Raw genomic sequence first — 17,145 nt, 5'->3', positions numbered from 1 at the left:
TGCATCGGGCCAAAATTGGGGGGGCATGAATTTCGGTCTTGGCGAGGAGATCGAAGCCCTTCGCGATACGGTGCGCCGTTTTGCGGAAAGCCGCATTGCGCCGCTGGCCGCTGAAACCGACCGCAACAATCAATTTCCCATGCATCTGTGGCGTGAACTGGGTGAGCTTGGCGTGCTTGGCATCACCGCGCCTGAAGACTATGGCGGCGCCGGCATGGGCTATGTTGCCCATTGCATCGCGATGGAAGAAATCAGCCGTGCTTCCGCTTCCATCGGCCTCAGCTACGGCGCGCATTCCAATCTCTGCGTCAACCAGATCACCCGCAACGGCTCGCCCGGACAGCGCGAGAAATATCTGCCGAAGCTCATTTCCGGCGAGCATGTCGGCGCGCTGGCCATGTCCGAACCGGGAGCCGGTTCCGACGTCGTTTCGATGAAGCTTCACGCCGAAAAGCGCGGCGAGCGTTATATTCTCAACGGCAACAAGATGTGGATCACCAACGGCCCCGATGCCGATGTGCTGGTGGTCTATGCCAAGACCGATCCGTCGGCAGGCCCGCGCGGGATCAGCGCCTTCATCGTCGAAAAAACCTTCAAGGGCTTTTCGACCGCGCAAAAGCTCGACAAGCTCGGCATGCGCGGCTCCAACACCTGCGAACTGGTGTTCGAGGATTGCGAAGTGCCTGCCGAAAACCTGCTGGGGGTCGAGGGCAAGGGCGTCAATGTGCTGATGTCGGGCCTTGATTATGAGCGCGTGGTGCTGGCGGGCGGGCCGCTCGGCATCATGGCGGCGTGTCTCGATGTCGTGGTGCCCTATGTGCATGAGCGCAAGCAGTTCGACCAGCCGATCGGCGAATTCCAGCTCATGCAGGGCAAGCTTGCCGACATGTATGTGACCTTCAACGCCTCACGCGCCTATACCTATGCGGTGGCGGCTGCCTGCGACCGGGGCGAGACCTCGCGCAAGGATGCGGCGGGCTGCATCCTCTATACGGCGGAAAACGCCACGCAGATGGCCTTGCAGGCGATCCAGGCGCTGGGCGGCAATGGCTATATCAACGATTATCCCACCGGACGCCTGCTGCGCGATGCCAAGCTTTATGAAATCGGCGCAGGCACATCGGAAATCCGGCGCATGCTGATCGGGCGGGAACTGTTTCAGGAGACCCGTTGATGGCGGTTCTCAAATCCGAAATTTCCACCCGAAGCGCCAGCTTCGAGGCCAACCGCAAGGCGATGCTTGCGGCAATCGACGTGGTGGCGGAAGCCTCGCGCATTGCGATCGACGGCGGCGGCGAGAAAGCCCGCGAACGCCATGTTTCGCGCGGAAAACTGCTGCCCCGTGAGCGCGTGGCGCAATTGCTCGACCCGGGTTCTCCCTTTCTCGAAGTGGGGCTGACGGCGGCGCATGGCATGTATGACGGGGCGGCTCCTTCGGCTGGCATCATCACCGGAATTGGGCGCGTGTCGGGCCGCGACTGCATGATCGTCTGCAACGATGCGACGGTGAAGGGCGGCACCTATTATCCGGTGACGGTGAAAAAGCACCTGCGTGCGCAGGAAATCGCGGGCGAAAACCGTCTGCCCTGCATTTATCTGGTCGATTCCGGCGGGGCCAACCTGCCCAATCAGGACGAAGTTTTCCCTGATCGCGACCATTTCGGGCGCATCTTCTATAATCAGGCGCAGATGTCGGCGGCGGGCATTCCACAGGTCGCCGTGGTCATGGGTTCATGCACGGCAGGCGGTGCCTATGTGCCCGCCATGAGCGACGAAACGGTGATCGTGCGCGGTCAGGGCACGATCTTTCTGGCAGGCCCGCCCCTGGTCAAGGCTGCAACCGGCGAGGTGGTGAGCGCGGAAGATCTCGGCGGCGGCGATGTGCACACGCGGCTTTCCGGTGTCGCCGATCATCTGGCCAATGATGACGCCCATGCCTTGCAGATCGCGCGCGCCATTGCCGCCAATCTCAACAGCGAGAAGCGCGGCTTCATTTCGCGCGGCGATGGCGCTGCCCCGCTTTACGACCCGGAGGAGCTTCTGGGCGTCGTTTCCGCCGATACGCGCATTCCCTATGATGTGCGCGAGGTGGTCGCACGGCTGGTCGACGGTTCGGATTTCGATGAATTCAAGGCGCGCTACGGCACCACTCTGGTGTGCGGTTTCGCCAGCGTCTATGGCATGCCGGTCGGCATCATTGCCAATAATGGCGTGCTGTTTTCGGAAGCAGCGCTGAAGGGCGCGCATTTCATCGAACTTTGCTGCCAGCGCAATATTCCACTGGTGTTCTTGCAAAACATTACCGGCTTCATGGTCGGGCGCAAATACGAGGCCGAAGGCATCGCGAAGAATGGCGCCAAGCTGGTGACGGCGGTGGCAACCGCCAATGTGCCGAAGATCACCATGCTGATCGGCGCATCCTATGGCGCGGGCAATTACGGCATGGCGGGGCGGGCCTATTCGCCGCGCTTCCTGTGGACATGGCCGAACAGCCGTATCGCGGTGATGGGCGGCGAACAGGCGGCAGGCGTGCTTGCAACCGTCAGGCGCGACGGGATCGAGCGCACGGGCGGCACATGGTCGGCGGAGGAGGAAGCGGAATTCAAGCGCCCGACGCTGGAGATGTTCGAGCGCCAGAGCCACCCGCTCTATGCCTCGGCGCGGCTCTGGGATGACGGCATCGTCGATCCGCGCAAGAGCCGCGAAGTGCTGGGCCTGTCGCTTTCCGCCACGCTGAACGCGCCGGTCGAGCCGACGCGTTTCGGCCTGTTTAGAATGTGAGGCAATCACATGTTTAGCAAAATACTGATTGCCAATCGCGGAGAAATTGCCTGTCGGGTCATCCGGACGGCGCGCAAACTGGGCATTGCAACGGTTGCGATTTATTCCGATGCGGATGCCGGTGCGCTGCATGTCGAGATGGCTGACGAGGCGGTGCGGGTCGGCCCTGCCATTTCCGCGCAGAGCTATCTGAATGTCGAGGCGATCATCAAGGCCGCAAGGCAAACCGGCGCTGAGGCCATCCATCCGGGCTATGGTTTCCTGTCCGAAAATGCGCGCTTTGTGGATGCGGTTGAAGCCGCCGGGCTTGTCTTCATCGGCCCATCGGCCAGGGCCATTCGCGCCATGGGGCTGAAGGATGCCGCCAAGGCGCTGATGGAAAAGGCAGGCGTGCCTGTCGTTCCGGGCTATCATGGCGACAATCAGGATGGCGCCTTCCTCAAAAGCGAGGCCGACCGCATCACCTATCCGGTGCTCATCAAGGCGCGCGCGGGCGGCGGCGGCAAGGGCATGCGCCGTGTCGATCAGCCAGACGATTTCGCGGCAGCACTCGCCAGTGCGCGGCGCGAGGCGGAAGCCTCTTTTGGCGACGGCGCCGTGCTGGTCGAAAAATACATGGCGAAGCCGCGCCATATCGAGGTGCAGGTCTTTGGCGACAGCCACGGCAATGCCGTGCATCTGTTCGAGCGTGATTGCTCGCTGCAACGCCGCCACCAAAAGGTGATAGAGGAGGCGCCTGCACCCGGCATGACGCCGGAAATGCGCGCCGCCATGGGCGAAGCGGCGGTGAAGGCCGCGCTCGCCATCGGTTATTGCGGTGCGGGCACGGTGGAGTTCATCGCCGATGTATCGGAAGGGCTGCGACCGGACCGCTTCTTCTTCATGGAAATGAACACGCGCCTGCAAGTGGAGCATCCGGTGACGGAAGCCATCACAGGGCTTGATCTGGTGGAATGGCAATTGCGTGTGGCTTCCGGCGAGGCGCTGCCGAAACGTCAGGACGAACTTTCCATAAACGGCTGGGCCTTCGAGGCGCGGCTTTATGCGGAAGACCCGGCGCGTGATTTTCTGCCTGCCACCGGCAAGCTCGCTCTGTTCGCACCGCCTGAAAATGCCCGTGTCGATTCGGGTGTGCGAACCGGCGATACTATCACGCCGTTCTATGATCCGATGATCGCAAAGATCATCGCCCATGGCGCAACGCGCGATGAGGCGCTGAACCGGCTTGATGCGGCACTAAACAAGACCCGGATTGCCGGCCTCGTCACCAATCGCCAATTCCTCTCGGCGCTTTGCAAGCTCGAAGCTTTCCGCACCGGCGATGTCGATACGGGCCTGATCGGGCGCGAGGCGGCGGCGCTTTTCACCGCTGAGCCGCCTTCGGATATTGCCTTTGCGCTGGCCGCGCTTGGTGCGCTCGACCTTTTTGATGCGCCGCAAGAAGGTGATCCCCCACGTGATCCATGGACGAACCTGCGCGGGTTCCGGCTTTGGGGCGAGGCATCGCGCTCGGTTCTGCTCGATCATCACGGCGAGCGCCGCATGGTCAGCTTTACGGCCAGAGGCGGCGGACATTTTGGCTTCGCCTTCGGCGAACTGGAAATCCGCGCCCATGAAAACGGGCTGGTTCGTTTTGCTGTCGATGGCCGCATGAGGGAGGCCTCGGTCTCGCGCATCAGGCATGATGTGACGGTGCAATTCGAGGGCCGGGACACCATATTTCATCATGTGCAGTCGATAGGCGCGGAAGAGGATGCTTCGAGCGAAAGCCGCATCCTGTCGCCGATGCCGGGGCGGGTAGCGCTGGTTTCCGTCGTGGAAGGTGCAAGCGTCGCCAAGGGCGATCCGCTGGTGACGATGGAGGCGATGAAGATGGAACTGTCACTGACCGCGCCGCGCGACGGCAAGATCGCATCCGTAACCGTTGCGGCGGGCGATCAGGTCAGTGAAGGTGCATTGCTGGTCGAATTGGAGGAGCAACATGGCTGAACACGTGGAAATCGTTGAAATGGCTGCGCGTGATGGCCTGCAGAATGAGAAGCGGTTTGTGCCGACAGCCGACAAGATCGCGCTGATCGACCGCCTGTCCGATTGCGGCTATTCGCGCATTGAGGCGACAAGCTTCGTCAGCCCCAAATGGGTGCCGCAACTGGCCGACAGCACGGAAGTGATGGCCGGGATCAGGCGCGCCGACAGCGTGCGTTATTCGGCGCTGGTGCCCAACATGAAGGGCTATGAGGGTGCTGCTGCCGCCAATGTCGATGAGATTGCGGTTTTCATTTCCGCCTCGGAAGGTTTTTCAAAGGCCAATATCAACTGCTCAATCGCGGAGAGCATCGAGCGCCTCTCTCCGGTCATCGGTGCCGCCATCAATGACGGCCTGGCCATTCGCGGCTATGTAAGCTGCGTGGTCGAATGCCCCTATGACGGGCCGGTGGCCCCGCAGGCGGTTGCCGATGTGACCGAGCAGCTCTTTTCGCTCGGCTGTCACGAGGTGAGCCTTGGCGACACGATCGGACGCGGCACGCCGGACAAGGTGGCCGCCATGCTCGATGCGGTGCTGGCCATCGCACCGGCGCACAGCCTTGCCGGTCATTATCACGACACTGGCGGGCGGGCGCTCGACAATATCCGCGTCAGTCTGGAAAAAGGCCTGCGCGTGTTCGATGCATCGGTTGGCGGTCTTGGCGGCTGTCCCTTTGCGCCGGGCGCGAGGGGCAATGTCGATACGGTTGCCGTGGTCGAAATGCTGCATGGATCAGGGTTTGAAACCGGCCTTGATCTGGACAAGCTGAAGCAGGCTTCCGTGTTCGCGCAAAGCCTGCGTCAGGATAAAGCCGCATGAAGGAATTCGAGACGCTTCAAATCGCTGTCGATCAGCGCGGCGTCGCGACGCTGACGCTCAACCGGCCCGACCAGCATAATGCCTTGTCCGGCCTGATGATCGATGAGCTGACGACGGCAGCGCTGCATCTGGCGGATAATGAAGCCGTGCGCATCGTGATCCTGACCGGCGCGGGCGCGAGCTTTTGCGCGGGCGGCGACCTTGGCTGGATGCAGGAGCAGGTCAAGGCGACGCGCACGCAGCGCATCGAGGAGGCGCGCAAGCTTGCCCTCATGCTGAAAGCGCTGCGCGACCTGCCGAAGCCGTTGATCGGTCGCATCAACGGGCAGGCCTATGGCGGCGGCGTCGGCCTCATCAGCGTGTGCGATGCGGCAATCAGTATTTCCGGCGCGCGCTTCGGGCTGACGGAGACGAAGCTTGGCCTGATACCGGCCACCATCAGCCCCTATGTGGTGGCGCGTATCGGCCAGGCCAATGCGCTGCGCACATTCACCTCGGCGCGGCTGTTCGATGCCGAGGAGGGGCGGCGCATCGGGCTGTTGCACGATGTGGTCGAGGCGGAGCGTCTTGATGCGGCGGTGGAGGCGGAGATCAAACCCTATTTCGCCACCGCGCCCGCAGCCGTTGCCGCATCCAAGCGGCTGGTCCATGCGCTGGGCGCGCCGATCGACGAAGCGGTGATCGACATGACGCTCACCCGCCTTGCCGACACATGGGAGACACCGGAGGCCGCGGAAGGGATCGCGGCCTTTTTTGCGAAGAGATCACCATCATGGAAGAAGGAGGGAGGAGCCAGTTAGGAGGAGGCGGTTTTTCGTTGTATTTGCGGGTACTTGGCCCCTTGCAATCGGAAGCCGGAAATGCATTCTTATTACATCATGAAAGCTCGCTCCCGTTCCGGAGCATGATTCCGAAAGGGCGGATGCTATTTCGGATAATATTATGGCTCCGGCCTCTTCGAGGCAGCGGTGTGGCGTGCTTTGAAGCGCATCCCGAAAAGTGTGAAACGGTTTTCGGGCAAGATGCGCGTTGATGCATATGATTTGGAGCGTCTGGCGCTCTGGATCACCCCTTTGAGATCATGCGATGAACAAAAGGGAGGGCCCGGCAATTCGGCAGCGCGGATGCGCTGAGATTTGACCGGCAAGGGTTGTCTCGGGGCCGTCGGAGGACGCCGCCCCACCAAAGGAGAAAAAGAATGAACCTGAAACTTCTGTCCAGCGTGGCTTTCGCAGCTACACTCGGCTTTGCCAGCGCCGCCTATGCAGACATCACCATCGGCGTCGTTGCACCGCTGACGGGTCCTGTCGCCGCTTTCGGCGACCAGGTGAAGAAGGGCGCGGAAACCGCCGTCGAAGTCATCAACAAGGCTGGCGGCATCAAGGGCGAGAAAGTCGTTCTGAAGTTTGCCGACGATGCCGGTGAACCGAAGCAGGGCGTTTCCGCCGCCAACCAGATCGTCGGCGACGGCATCAAGTTCGTTGTCGGCCCGGTCACGACCGGCGTCGCCATTCCGGTTTCCGACGTTTTCGCGGAAAACAACGTCCTGATGGTCACCCCGACCGCCACCGGCCCGGACCTGACCGCGCGCAATCTGGAAAACGTGTTCCGCACCTGCGGTCGCGACGACCAGCAGGCCGAAGTCATGGCCGATTACGTCCTGAAGAACCTGAAGGACAAGAAGGTCGCCGTGATCCACGACAAGGGCGCCTACGGCAAGGGTCTGGCCGACGCTTTCAAGGCGGCGATCAACAAGGGCGGCGTCACGGAAGTGCATTATGATTCCGTCACGCCGGGCGACAAGGATTTCTCCGCGCTCGTCACCAAGCTGAAGTCTGCCGGTGCCGAAGTGGTCTATTTCGGCGGCTACCATGCCGAAGGCGGTCTCCTGTCGCGCCAGCTGCACGACGCCGGCCTCCAGGCCCTGGTTCTCGGCGGCGAAGGCCTGTCCAATACCGAATATTGGGCAATCGGCGGCACCAACGCGCAGGGCACGCTCTTCACCAACGCCAAGGATGCCACCAAGAACCCGGCCTCCAAGGATGCCATCGAGGCCCTGAAGGCCAAGAACATCCCGGCTGAAGCCTTCACCATGAACGCCTATGCCGCCGTGGAAGTCATCAAGGCTGGCATCGAACGCGCCGGCTCCGCCGATGACTCGGCTGCCGTCGCCAAGGCTCTGCATGACGGCAAGCCGATCGAAACGGCTATCGGCACGCTGACCTACGGCGCCAGCGGTGACCTCAGCTCGCCGAGCTTCGACATCTTCAAGTGGGATGGCGGCAAGATCGTCGGCCTCGAATAAGGTCATTGCCTGAAAGAGAGCGCATCCCGAAAAGTGTGAAACGGTTTTCGGATAAGATGCGCGGCTCAAATAAACAGAAAACGCCGGGGTTTCGCCCCGGCGTTTTGCGTTTGTGGAGCGGCAGGGTCAGGAGCCGGTATAACCGAGTTCGGCTTCGATAGCCTCGAATGTCTTTTCCATCGCATAGGTTGGGCTCAGCGGAAAACCGAAATGCCCGTAGGCGATGGACAATTGCCGTTCGGCCTTGCTCTCGCTGCCCTTGGCGATTGCCGCCACATAGAGCGCGGCAGCAAGCCCCGTGCGGTCGGAGCCTGATTTGCAATGGATGAGCACCGGCTTTTCCGCATTCTGCATCAGCGCGATCAACTGTCTGGTCTGTGCAGGATTGAGTTGCTTGCTGGATGACATTGCGAAATCGGTGTGGCTGATGCCGAGCGTCTTCGCGGCGGCGATCTCCTCATCGTACCATTTCGATCCGGGTTCGGCGCCGCGCAGATTGATGATCGTCTTTATGCCGTAAAGCTTCTGCATTGACGCGATGCGCGCGGGGTCGGGCTGGTTGGAGCGATAGGCCTGCCCGACGACGATGGCGTGGATATTGCCCTTATATTGCAGCGTATAGAGATAACCACCGATGACGCTTCCGCCGATGAGCAGCCCAAGCCCGGCCAGCCGGACGTAAGTAAAGGACCAATCGATATATCTGCGAAAGAACGACATAATGGCCTCATCCGAATGAAAGAATATAATAAAATAAACCGCGTAGAAATTTTCGTTTTGGTTTTCGCGGAAAATATACTAAAAATTTGACCTAATCTTGTCCTTGGAGGCAAGAGTTTGATGTTTATGTTTAAGTTATTTTTTAATTAGGGTCCCGCAGTTTCGTGCGGGAAATTTGTTGGAACAAGCGTAGGCCGGTGTGGGGTGTCGGTTGAACGGGCGGTTTTTCGTGGCTTAAGCTTCGGTTAACCATGTCTGTTTAATCTGCGACCATGGATGGGGCAGTTAGCGGAGCAGGTTTATGCAGCGCTACAGATTTGACGATAAAAGAATTCTGATCGAGGCAATTGTTGAGTTACTCAACCGGGGCGTTGAGCCCGACGAACTCGATCTCGTATTGAGCCGGATCGGTCCGGTCGATCTCGATTTGATGCGGCAATGCCTGATCGAGGTATGGAACTACAATCATCCCGAACTGGCTGAAGCGCCGATGGCGGCCTGACGGCAAGTTCTGCGGGACAGGCATCGGACCGCGAAGCGGGATGGATGCCGACGGAATTGGGCGCGATGCGGCGCTCGCACGGGAATACGGCAGTTGCCGGCACGGTTTGGGGCCGAAACTGTCGGGGCAGGGCCGGGTTGGACCGGTTTTGGAGCAATCTGGCCACTGCCCGCAATGTCATATTCCTGAAACGCAGACGGGTTATATCCATATGCGTATCGGGAATTCACTTGGGATCGTGACCACGGATGTACTGGCGCAACTCAGGTGAAAGCGGAAGGTCGGGTTCAGCCCGGCCTTTTTCGCGTCGAGCGCATGTCTCCTGCAAGCGGGAGCTGCCTTCGGATTTTTGCTGAAAATGCTTTATGAAAGACATTGCCTGCCGCCATTTCCGGAGGCGGCGCGATCTTCTTCAGTCAGGAAAGCGGTTCATGATACGCCATATCGTCCTCATCAAATTCAGGCCCGAACTCGAAGCCGCGCAGATCGAAGAGAGGTTGCAGTCGGTCGTCGCGCTCAAGGACAAGATCGGCGGCATCCTGTCGGTCACGGCTGGCGAAAACAACAGTCCTGAAAATCTCGAAAAGGGATTTCGCCACGGCTTCGTCGTGGATTTCGCGGATGGCGCGGCGCGTGATGCCTATCTTCCGCATCCCGAGCACGCGAAGGTCGGCAAAAGCCTGGTCGAAGCAGCCGAGGGCGGCATCGAAGGCATATTGGTGTTCGACTACGCGATCTGAGTTTTGCCGAGCCACGCGGCGTGGCACGGACGGCGCCCAGCATTTCCAGCAAAAGCGCGAAGCGGTTTTGCGTCCGGAAATGCGGAAGACAAAAAGCATTTCCAGCAAAAGTGCGAAGCGGTTTTGCGTCCGGAAATGCGGAATACAAAAAGCATTCCAGCAAAAGCGCGAAGCGGTTTTGCGCCCGGTAAAGCCAATAGCGAAAACGGTTCTGACGATTCTGTCAGAACAAGAACAAGGCTAAAGCACCAGCCCGCCCACGCCCATGCAGGACAGGTCGTCGGCGGTAAGCGCAATCCCCGCCATCAGGCGATCCAGTACCCGGTCGAGACTGTTTTCGCGGGCGCTGCGCGCCGATCCGGGCGCGGCGACGACATATTTTCCGTCGTGACGGCCCAGAACCAGCAGATTGCCGGGATCGACCGGCATGCCGATGCGCAGGATTTCGCCGCCTGACATGCGGATCGATTGCGGCACGATATCCGCCTCGTCGGCAACCGCCGAAGCGCTGAAAATCACGATGATGTCGCAGGCCCTGCCCACGTCCGTGATGGCCGCAGCCAGCGCCGCCTGATCGTGCGCGACGCGCTTTTCGCAAACAAGCGTCCCGCCATTGCGGACCGCACGCTTTTCCATCAGCTCGCGGGTCTTCTCCAGAACCGTCTCGCGTATGGAAGGAAGGCGCGACTGGATCAGGCCGATCCGCGCACCATTGAAGGCGCAGACATGCAGCGCGGGCCGCGCATCGAGGCTTATCTCACGCAGGAGCGTCTCCGGCACGGCAAAAGGAATGATCTTGACAGTGGCGATCATCTGACCGGCTTCCACCCGCACATGGTTGCGCAGCGTCGCGATGGAAATGCGCGCATCATGTGCGTTGATGGCATCGATGCGGTCTGCATCTGCCAAAAATATGCCGTTCTTCCGGGCATGCAGGTTGACGCGCCCGGTCGTGGCGTTGCCGGTTTCCACATCGGCGGAAGCAATTAGGCGCGCGATGGCAAGTGCCGCCTCGTCCTCGCCGATGTCGCCCTGTTCCAGACGCGCGGCCAGCACCGAGCCTACGCCCGCCTCCCGCAGCAGGGCGAGGTTGAGCGCATCGAGAACCGTGCCTTTGCGCAAGGTGAGCGCACCGGCAGTCGTCGCATAGCCGAGGATCGCGCCTTCGGCCTCATCGAGCGGCATTTCGGCAAATATCATCTCTACCCCCAATTCCCCCGCTTCCCACGTGAAATTCCAATAAAACATAATCCAACCGGAGTGAAACCCGGAGGATCGGGATTATGCATTGGGAGGCCCCGTTAGAGCGCGTTTCGACCTGATTGGATCAGATCGGCGCTCTAGGTTATTCTGTTTCGAGCATAATCTTATCGATCCTCGTTTCACTCCGGTCGCATTAAGCTCTAAACCCGCGTGGCGATTGGGCATTTTCGTGAATCCAGTGAGAAACACGAGGCATTCGGTTCACGGGGGATTCGGTAAAATCCCATCACGATCCCGTTCATTCGTGCGAAAAACGGTGGTTTTCATCTTGCAAACCCCGCGCTTTGGGCCTATTCGCTGCGCCGCATCCTGATGGCTGGCGGCCCTTGGCCGCTCCAAGACAGCGCCGCATCGGCACCGGGCCGGATTGTTCCGGCAAAGGGCCGCTTTTGGGCGCGACATTACGATCCAGCACAATTTTCGTCAGACACGTGACAAACGCGACTATTCGTTATAACGGTACTTTTGGAAATTTCAGAATTTACCGAAAACTAGGAAATGACGCATGCACCGGAGGTGACACTCTGCGCGCAGGATGGAAAGACAAATGAAACACGGCACCCCCCGGACGATCGTTTCGTTCGCCGTCATGGCCCTCACGGCGTTTCTCGCCGGCTGCGAGAACCAGGTCCTTCTGTCCCCGAAAGGGGAAGTCGGCATGGCAGAACGCGATCTTATCTTCTTTGCGACCGGCATCATGCTGCTTGTCGTGCTTCCCGTCATCTTCATGACGCTCTACTTCGCCTGGAAGTATCGCGCCTCGAACGAGAAGGCGGACTACCAGCCCGACTGGCACCACTCGACCAAGATCGAGCTTGCCGTCTGGCTCATCCCGATGGCGATCATTGTGGTTCTGGGTACGGTCACCTGGATCAGCACCCACAAGCTCGACCCGTATCGTCCGCTGGAATCGAACGCGAAGCCGATCAATGTCGAAGTCGTCGCGCTCGACTGGAAATGGCTTTTCATCTATCCCGACCAGGGCATCGCCACCGTCAACGAAATGGCAATGCCGGTCGATGTGCCGGTCAATTTCAAGCTGACCTCCAGCAACATCATGAACTCCTTCTTCATCCCGCAGCTCGGCAGTCAGGTCTACACCATGCCAAGCATGCAGACGAAGCTGCATCTGGTTGCCAATCATGCAGGTGAGTTCGACGGTATCTCCGCCAACTATAGCGGTCAGGGCTTCGCCCAGATGCGCTTCAAGGCGCATGCCTACAACCAGGCCGACTTCGACAAGTGGGTGGCCGATGTGAAGGCCAAGGCGAATGGCGAAGAGCTGAGCCGCGACCGTTACGCCTCGCTGGTCCAGCCGAGCGAGAAGGTTCCGCCGCAGTTCTTCACCTATAGTGACCAGGCGCTGTTCCACAACATCGTGAACCGCTGCTGGGACGGCAAGTCCGTCTGCCTCGACGATGAGATGCATCGTCAACAGATGATCCGCGAAGCACGCGCCAACCTGCGCAAGTCTTCGCCCGTCGATTTCAGCCAGTGGGCGAGCGACATCATCTGTGCAGTCCAGCCGCAGCGCCTCTCGCAGCTCGAAAACTGATGTGCCGATAGGCCCGTGACCTCGCAAGAGGTCGCGGCCATCCGCATTCAATCCCTTGTTTCACGCGGTTCCGGAACGATGGCCTTCATGCGCCGTCCCGGAATTGCTCCAATCGAAGCGTGATAAAAATGTTCGGAAAACTTACGCTCGAAGCGATACCCTTTCACGAGCCAATCATCATGGTCACTTTGGCCGCGGTGGCTGGCGGGGCGCTCGCTATTCTGGCAGCCATAACCTACTACCGCAAATGGGCGCCGCTCTGGAACGACTGGCTGACGTCGGTCGACCACAAGCGCATTGGCGTGATGTATATCATCCTCGCACTCGTGATGCTGTTCCGCGGCTTCTCGGATGCCGTGATGATGCGCGCCCAGCAGGCGCTCGCTTCCGGGGCCAATGAAGGCTTCCTGCCGCCGCACCACTACGATCAGGTCTTCACCGCCCATGGCGTGATCATGATCTTCTTCGTGGCGATGCCCTTCATCGTCGGCCTGATGAACTTCGCCGTGCCGCTTCAGATCGGCGCGCGCGACGTGGCTTTCCCCTACCTCAACTCGCTCAGCTTCTGGCTCACGGTTGCCGGTGCGATCCTCGTCAACATCTCGCTTGGCGTCGGCGAATTCGCCAAGACCGGCTGGCTGGCCTATCCGCCGCTTTCCGGCAAGGAGTTCAGTCCGGATGTCGGGGTGGATTATTATATCTGGGCCTTGCAGATTTCCGGCATGGGCACGCTGCTTTCCGGCGTCAACCTCATCACCACCATCATCAAGATGCGTGCGCCCGGCATGGGCATGATGCAGGTTCCGGTCTTCACCTGGACCGCGCTCTGCTCCAACGTGCTGATCGTCGCGGCCTTCCCGATCCTCACCGTCACGCTGGCGCTCCTGTCGCTCGACCGCTATCTGGATTTCCACTTCTTCACCAATGATGCCGGTGGCAATCCGATGATGTATGTGAACCTCATCTGGATCTGGGGTCACCCGGAAGTCTACATTCTGGTCCTGCCGTGCTTCGGCATCTTCTCGGAAATCGTGGCCACCTTCTCCGGCAAGCGCCTGTTCGGCTACAAGTCGATGGTTTACGCCACCGTCGCCATCACCATCCTGTCGTTCCTCGTCTGGGTCCACCACTTCTTCACCATGGGCGGCGGCGCCAACGTCAACGCCTTCTTCGGCGTGGCGACCATGATCATCTCCATCCCGACAGGGGCGAAGGTCTTCAACTGGCTCTTCACCATGTACAAGGGCCGCGTGCGCATGGAAACGCCGATCATGTGGACCATCGGCTTCATGTGCACCTTCGTCGTCGGCGGCATGACGGGCGTTCTGCTCGCGGTTCCACCGGCGGACTTCGTGCTGCACAACTCGGTGTTCCTGATCGCCCACTTCCACAATGTGATCATTTCGGGCGTTCTGTTCGGCTGCTTTGCCGGTCTCGTCTACTGGTGGCCGAAGGCTTTCGGCTTCAAGCTGAACGAACGTCTGGGCAAGAACGCCTTCTGGTGCTGGCTCGTCGGCTTCATCCTCGCCTTCATGCCGCTCTACGTGCTCGGCCTGATGGGCATGACCCGTCGTCTGAACCATACCGAAAACCCGGCATGGCACATCTATCTCATCGTTGCCGCCATCGGCGTTGCGATCATCCTTTGCGGCATCGTGTTCCAGGTTCTGCAGATCGCTGTTTCGATCCGCGACCGCGAAAAGCTGCGCGACAACAATGGCGACAGCTGGGGTACGGGCCGCACGCTCGAATGGTCGCTGGCTTCGCCGCCTGCCTTCTACAACTTCGCCGAAGTTCCGCATGTGCGCGATCATGACGGCTGGTGGGACATGAAGCAGAACGGCTATGTGCGCCGCACCGAAAAATTCGCGCGCATCCACATGCCGAAGAACACCGGCACCGGCTTCATCATCGGCATGCTGAACATTCCGCTCGGCTTTGCCCTGGTATGGCACATCTGGTGGCTGGTGATCGCCTCCGCCCTCGCTGTGCTGGCCGTTGCCATCGCTCACTCCTTCAATAATGACAGAGACTTCTACGTCTCGGCCGATGAGGTGCAGGAAGTCGAAGACCTCCGTACCCGGCAACTGACTGCTCAGGAGGCCTGATTCCGATGAGCGCAAGCATTTCAACCGCCGCTCCGTTCCTGGGCGGAAACGAGCACCCCGCCCACGAGGATCATCATGATGCAGGGTCGACCACGCTGGTCGGCTTCTGGATCTACCTGATGAGCGACTGCGTCCTGTTCTCGGGGCTCTTTGCAACCTACGCCGTTCTGGCGCACCAGTTCGCGGGCGGTCCGACCGGCCGTGAATTGTTCGACCTGAACTTCGTCCTGATCGAAACCATGCTCCTGCTGGTGTCGTCGCTGACCTATGGTCTGGCAACGCTTTCGATGTTCAAGAAGAACCGTGCCGGCCTTCTGTTCTGGCTGGGCATCACCTTCCTGCTGGGCGCAGCCTTCCTCGCGATGGAAGTCTATGAGTTCAATCACCTGATCCATGAAGGTGCAGGTCCGGGCCGCAGCGCCTTCCTGTCCGCCTTCTTCGCGCTGGTGGGAACCCACGGTCTTCACATCACCTCCGGCCTGATCTGGATTCTGGTGCTTTCCGCCCAGCTCCTGCGTGACGGCCTGACCGAAAAGAACCAGACGCGCGTGATGTGCCTCAGCCTCTTCTGGCACTTCCTGGACATCATCTGGATCGGCGTCTTTACCCTTGTCTACCTGCTGGGTGTACTGTGATGAGCTCTGCACACGAAACACATGACCACGCCGCTCACGGCAGCCTGAAGTCCTATCTGATCGGCTTCGTGCTGGCGGTCGTCCTCACCGTCGTTCCCTTCATGCTGGCCATGAACGGATACTTCACGCCCGCGACCACCGCCGCCATCGTGCTCGGTCTCGCCGTCGTGCAGATCCTGGTGCATCTGGTTTATTTCCTGCACCTCGATCCGAAGTCGGAAGGCGGCTGGAACATTCTGGCGCTCATCTTCACGGTCATCATTCTGGCCATCGTGCTTGCTGGCTCCATCTGGGTCATGCACCACCTCGATACCAATATGATGCCGATGTACATGTCGCCGGAAGACGTGCGCAACCTGCCATAAGCTTCGCCAAGGGCATTCCCTGCATGGCAATGCTTGCGGGGAATGCTTCTGCGAACCTCGCGAAACAACTGGCCTGACGGCCCGTGATCGCGGCTTTATCCTCCCTCTCTCCCCCCAAAGCCGCGTGGCGCCCCGGTTCATTCCGGGGCGCCTTTCTTTTGCGCGATCGACAGCCAAGGCCGCATGGTTAAAACTAAAGTAAAATTTATGTAAAATTTATGTAAAATTGTCTATGTTGTCGGTAAATCAAAGTCTATGGCTGAATTATCCAAGTGTAGAAAAGTATAATATACGGCATTGATTTACCATTATTGAGTCGGATATTTGCATTTGTGCCAATATTGGCCTAGTATCGATTTTGTTTGATACTTTATTGCGTCTCTGCGTACTCGCAAATCTGGAGTATATGCGATGTCATTATTTAAGAGAGTGCTTAATAAAAATCATGTTATCGGCGCCGCCGTTGCGGCTGTTGTTCTGATCACACCCGCCGTTGCTTTCGCGGCGACGGCCTATGTCTCGGCGGCGGTCAATATACGCTCCGGGCCGGGCGCCAACTATGCCCGGCTGGCGGCGCTTCCCGCCGGTGCCGCCGTCAATGCCGGTTCCTGCCGCAACGGCTGGTGCCAGGTTTATAACGGTAACGGCACCGGCTGGGTGTCGGCGCGTTATATCCGCTTCGGTTCCTATGGAGGCTAGGCCTATGCCGCGCCGTCCACGACGACCGTGGTCGTCGATAATGGCTATTATGACAGCTGGGCGCCGGGCTTCGGCGCTGGCCTCGGTGTCGGCTGGGCCACCGGCGGCTATTGGGGCCCCGGCTATTGGGGACGAGGCTGGCGCGGCGGCCCGAACTACTACAATGGCTGCATTGGCCGTAACTGCCAGTCCTGGCGCGGCGGGCATAATCGCTGGGATCCGCGCTGGGGCGTCGGCCCCGCATGGCGGACCCGGCAGGCTGGCCATTACTGGGGCCCGGGTCCGGTAAGGCCGCGCTTCAACGCCGGCGGCTTCAATCGCCCCGGTTTCAACAGGCCCGGTTTCAACAGGCCCGCATTCAATCACGGCTTCGGCGGATTCGGCGGCGGTCATTTCGGCAATGTGCGCCCGATGCATGCTGGCCGCTGATCGCAACCCCTAATCGAATCGGCTCTGTCAGGTCATCCTCCTCCCTCCGTGACCTGATGGGCGGCCCGCCGACACCCCGCCGGCGGGCCGCGCTTTTTGGGAATTTTCGATAATCACCGGCGAATGCGCGGCGCTGTCCGCTCAACCTGCGCGAGCGGTTGCAGGGGTGTGGTAACGTTAATACTCCGTTGACTGAAA

General features: G+C 60.0%; 14 protein-coding genes and 1 pseudogene. 13 read left to right on the top strand and 2 right to left on the bottom strand.

All coding sequences use genetic code 11. The annotated features are described in order from the left end of the window. The first annotated feature begins 25 nt into the window (after positions 1-25). From JNC63_RS13300 to JNC63_RS13275, 6 genes are all read left to right on the top strand, one after another. Entirely contained in the window at positions 26-1,174 is a 1,149-nt protein-coding gene (locus JNC63_RS13300; RefSeq protein ID WP_031347170.1) for an isovaleryl-CoA dehydrogenase, read from the top strand. Then, positions 1,174-2,781: a carboxyl transferase domain-containing protein gene (locus tag JNC63_RS13295; RefSeq protein ID WP_063619897.1), complete on the top strand. Its 1,608-nt coding sequence runs from the start codon at positions 1,174-1,176 to the stop codon at positions 2,779-2,781. Before JNC63_RS13300 ends, JNC63_RS13295 begins: the two co-directional genes overlap by 1 nt. A 9-nt stretch (positions 2,782-2,790) precedes the next feature. After that, positions 2,791-4,770: an acetyl/propionyl/methylcrotonyl-CoA carboxylase subunit alpha gene (locus JNC63_RS13290; protein ID WP_063619898.1), complete on the top strand. Its 1,980-nt coding sequence runs from the start codon at positions 2,791-2,793 to the stop codon at positions 4,768-4,770. Further along, complete coding sequence (locus tag JNC63_RS13285) at positions 4,763-5,626, top strand: hydroxymethylglutaryl-CoA lyase (RefSeq protein ID WP_063619899.1); 864 nt, start codon at positions 4,763-4,765, stop codon at positions 5,624-5,626. Before JNC63_RS13290 ends, JNC63_RS13285 begins: the two co-directional genes overlap by 8 nt. Further along, positions 5,623-6,426, top strand: a complete 804-nt coding sequence (locus JNC63_RS13280) for a crotonase/enoyl-CoA hydratase family protein (protein ID WP_063619900.1) — start codon at positions 5,623-5,625, stop codon at positions 6,424-6,426. Before JNC63_RS13285 ends, JNC63_RS13280 begins: the two co-directional genes overlap by 4 nt. Before the next feature lie 398 nt (positions 6,427-6,824). Next, positions 6,825-7,931 carry a branched-chain amino acid ABC transporter substrate-binding protein gene (locus JNC63_RS13275; protein WP_021587691.1) on the top strand — a complete coding sequence of 369 codons (1,107 nt, stop codon included), beginning with the start codon at positions 6,825-6,827 and terminating at the stop codon, positions 7,929-7,931. A 126-nt stretch (positions 7,932-8,057) separates the two neighbouring features. On the opposite strand, the gene JNC63_RS13270 is transcribed toward JNC63_RS13275, so the two are convergent. Further along, complete coding sequence (locus tag JNC63_RS13270) at positions 8,058-8,651, bottom strand: tyrosine-protein phosphatase (RefSeq protein WP_063619901.1); 594 nt, start codon at positions 8,649-8,651, stop codon at positions 8,058-8,060. Between the two features lie 301 nt (positions 8,652-8,952). On the opposite strand from JNC63_RS13270, the gene JNC63_RS13265 reads away from it, so the two are divergent. Further along, a complete protein-coding gene (locus tag JNC63_RS13265) occupies positions 8,953-9,153 on the top strand; it encodes a hypothetical protein (RefSeq protein WP_006465760.1) in 201 nt (66 codons plus the stop codon). Positions 9,154-9,584: 431 nt separating this feature from the next. Next, positions 9,585-9,893 carry a Dabb family protein gene (locus JNC63_RS13260; protein ID WP_025090690.1) on the top strand — a complete coding sequence of 103 codons (309 nt, stop codon included), beginning with the start codon at positions 9,585-9,587 and terminating at the stop codon, positions 9,891-9,893. A gap of 240 nt (positions 9,894-10,133) precedes the next feature. Here the strand turns inward: JNC63_RS13260 and JNC63_RS13255 are convergent, their stop codons facing one another. Next, positions 10,134-11,093: a molybdopterin-binding protein gene (locus JNC63_RS13255; RefSeq protein ID WP_063619902.1), complete on the bottom strand. Its 960-nt coding sequence runs from the start codon at positions 11,091-11,093 to the stop codon at positions 10,134-10,136. Between the two features lie 610 nt (positions 11,094-11,703). Here JNC63_RS13255 and cyoA point away from each other — a divergent pair. The 5 genes and pseudogenes from cyoA to JNC63_RS13230 all read left to right on the top strand — a co-directional run bounded on the left by cyoA (position 11,704) and on the right by JNC63_RS13230 (position 16,947). Continuing rightward, the gene (gene cyoA, locus JNC63_RS13250; protein WP_006471213.1) at positions 11,704-12,711 is read left to right on the top strand and encodes a ubiquinol oxidase subunit II; all 1,008 of its coding nucleotides are present in this window, start codon (positions 11,704-11,706) and stop codon (positions 12,709-12,711) included. A gap of 128 nt (positions 12,712-12,839) precedes the next feature. Further along, positions 12,840-14,819 (top strand): cytochrome o ubiquinol oxidase subunit I, encoded by a 1,980-nt coding sequence (gene cyoB, locus JNC63_RS13245; protein WP_006471212.1) that lies wholly within the window; start codon positions 12,840-12,842, stop codon positions 14,817-14,819. A gap of 5 nt (positions 14,820-14,824) precedes the next feature. Continuing rightward, entirely contained in the window at positions 14,825-15,454 is a 630-nt protein-coding gene (gene cyoC, locus JNC63_RS13240) for a cytochrome o ubiquinol oxidase subunit III (RefSeq protein WP_006465767.1), read from the top strand. Continuing rightward, positions 15,454-15,819, top strand: coding sequence for a cytochrome o ubiquinol oxidase subunit IV (gene cyoD / locus JNC63_RS13235; protein ID WP_006471211.1), 366 nt, complete (start codon positions 15,454-15,456; stop codon positions 15,817-15,819). Before cyoC ends, cyoD begins: the two co-directional genes overlap by 1 nt. Before the next feature lie 411 nt (positions 15,820-16,230). Continuing rightward, a pseudogene (locus JNC63_RS13230) lies at positions 16,231-16,947 on the top strand (SH3 domain-containing protein). Positions 16,948-17,145: the final 198 nt, after the last annotated feature.

The sequence above is a fragment of the Brucella ciceri genome (genome assembly GCF_041930145.1).
Lineage (GTDB): Bacteria > Pseudomonadota > Alphaproteobacteria > Rhizobiales > Rhizobiaceae > Brucella > Brucella intermedia.
Note: the sequence above shows the minus strand (reverse complement) of the source record. Positions and strands in the feature narration are given on the sequence as shown.

Coding starts and splice junctions, on each gene's coding strand:
- cyoC (WP_006465767.1), top strand. CDS start 14,825: ATGAGCGCAAGCATTTCAACCGCCGCTCCGTTCCTGGGCGGAAACGAG.
- cyoB (WP_006471212.1), top strand. CDS start 12,840: ATGTTCGGAAAACTTACGCTCGAAGCGATACCCTTTCACGAGCCAATC.
- JNC63_RS13275 (WP_021587691.1), top strand. CDS start 6,825: ATGAACCTGAAACTTCTGTCCAGCGTGGCTTTCGCAGCTACACTCGGC.
- JNC63_RS13300 (WP_031347170.1), top strand. CDS start 26: ATGAATTTCGGTCTTGGCGAGGAGATCGAAGCCCTTCGCGATACGGTG.
- cyoD (WP_006471211.1), top strand. CDS start 15,454: ATGAGCTCTGCACACGAAACACATGACCACGCCGCTCACGGCAGCCTG.
- JNC63_RS13255 (WP_063619902.1), bottom strand. CDS start 11,093: ATGATATTTGCCGAAATGCCGCTCGATGAGGCCGAAGGCGCGATCCTC.
- JNC63_RS13280 (WP_063619900.1), top strand. CDS start 5,623: ATGAAGGAATTCGAGACGCTTCAAATCGCTGTCGATCAGCGCGGCGTC.
- cyoA (WP_006471213.1), top strand. CDS start 11,704: ATGAAACACGGCACCCCCCGGACGATCGTTTCGTTCGCCGTCATGGCC.
- JNC63_RS13285 (WP_063619899.1), top strand. CDS start 4,763: ATGGCTGAACACGTGGAAATCGTTGAAATGGCTGCGCGTGATGGCCTG.
- JNC63_RS13270 (WP_063619901.1), bottom strand. CDS start 8,651: ATGTCGTTCTTTCGCAGATATATCGATTGGTCCTTTACTTACGTCCGG.
- JNC63_RS13295 (WP_063619897.1), top strand. CDS start 1,174: ATGGCGGTTCTCAAATCCGAAATTTCCACCCGAAGCGCCAGCTTCGAG.
- JNC63_RS13290 (WP_063619898.1), top strand. CDS start 2,791: ATGTTTAGCAAAATACTGATTGCCAATCGCGGAGAAATTGCCTGTCGG.
- JNC63_RS13265 (WP_006465760.1), top strand. CDS start 8,953: ATGCAGCGCTACAGATTTGACGATAAAAGAATTCTGATCGAGGCAATT.
- JNC63_RS13260 (WP_025090690.1), top strand. CDS start 9,585: ATGATACGCCATATCGTCCTCATCAAATTCAGGCCCGAACTCGAAGCC.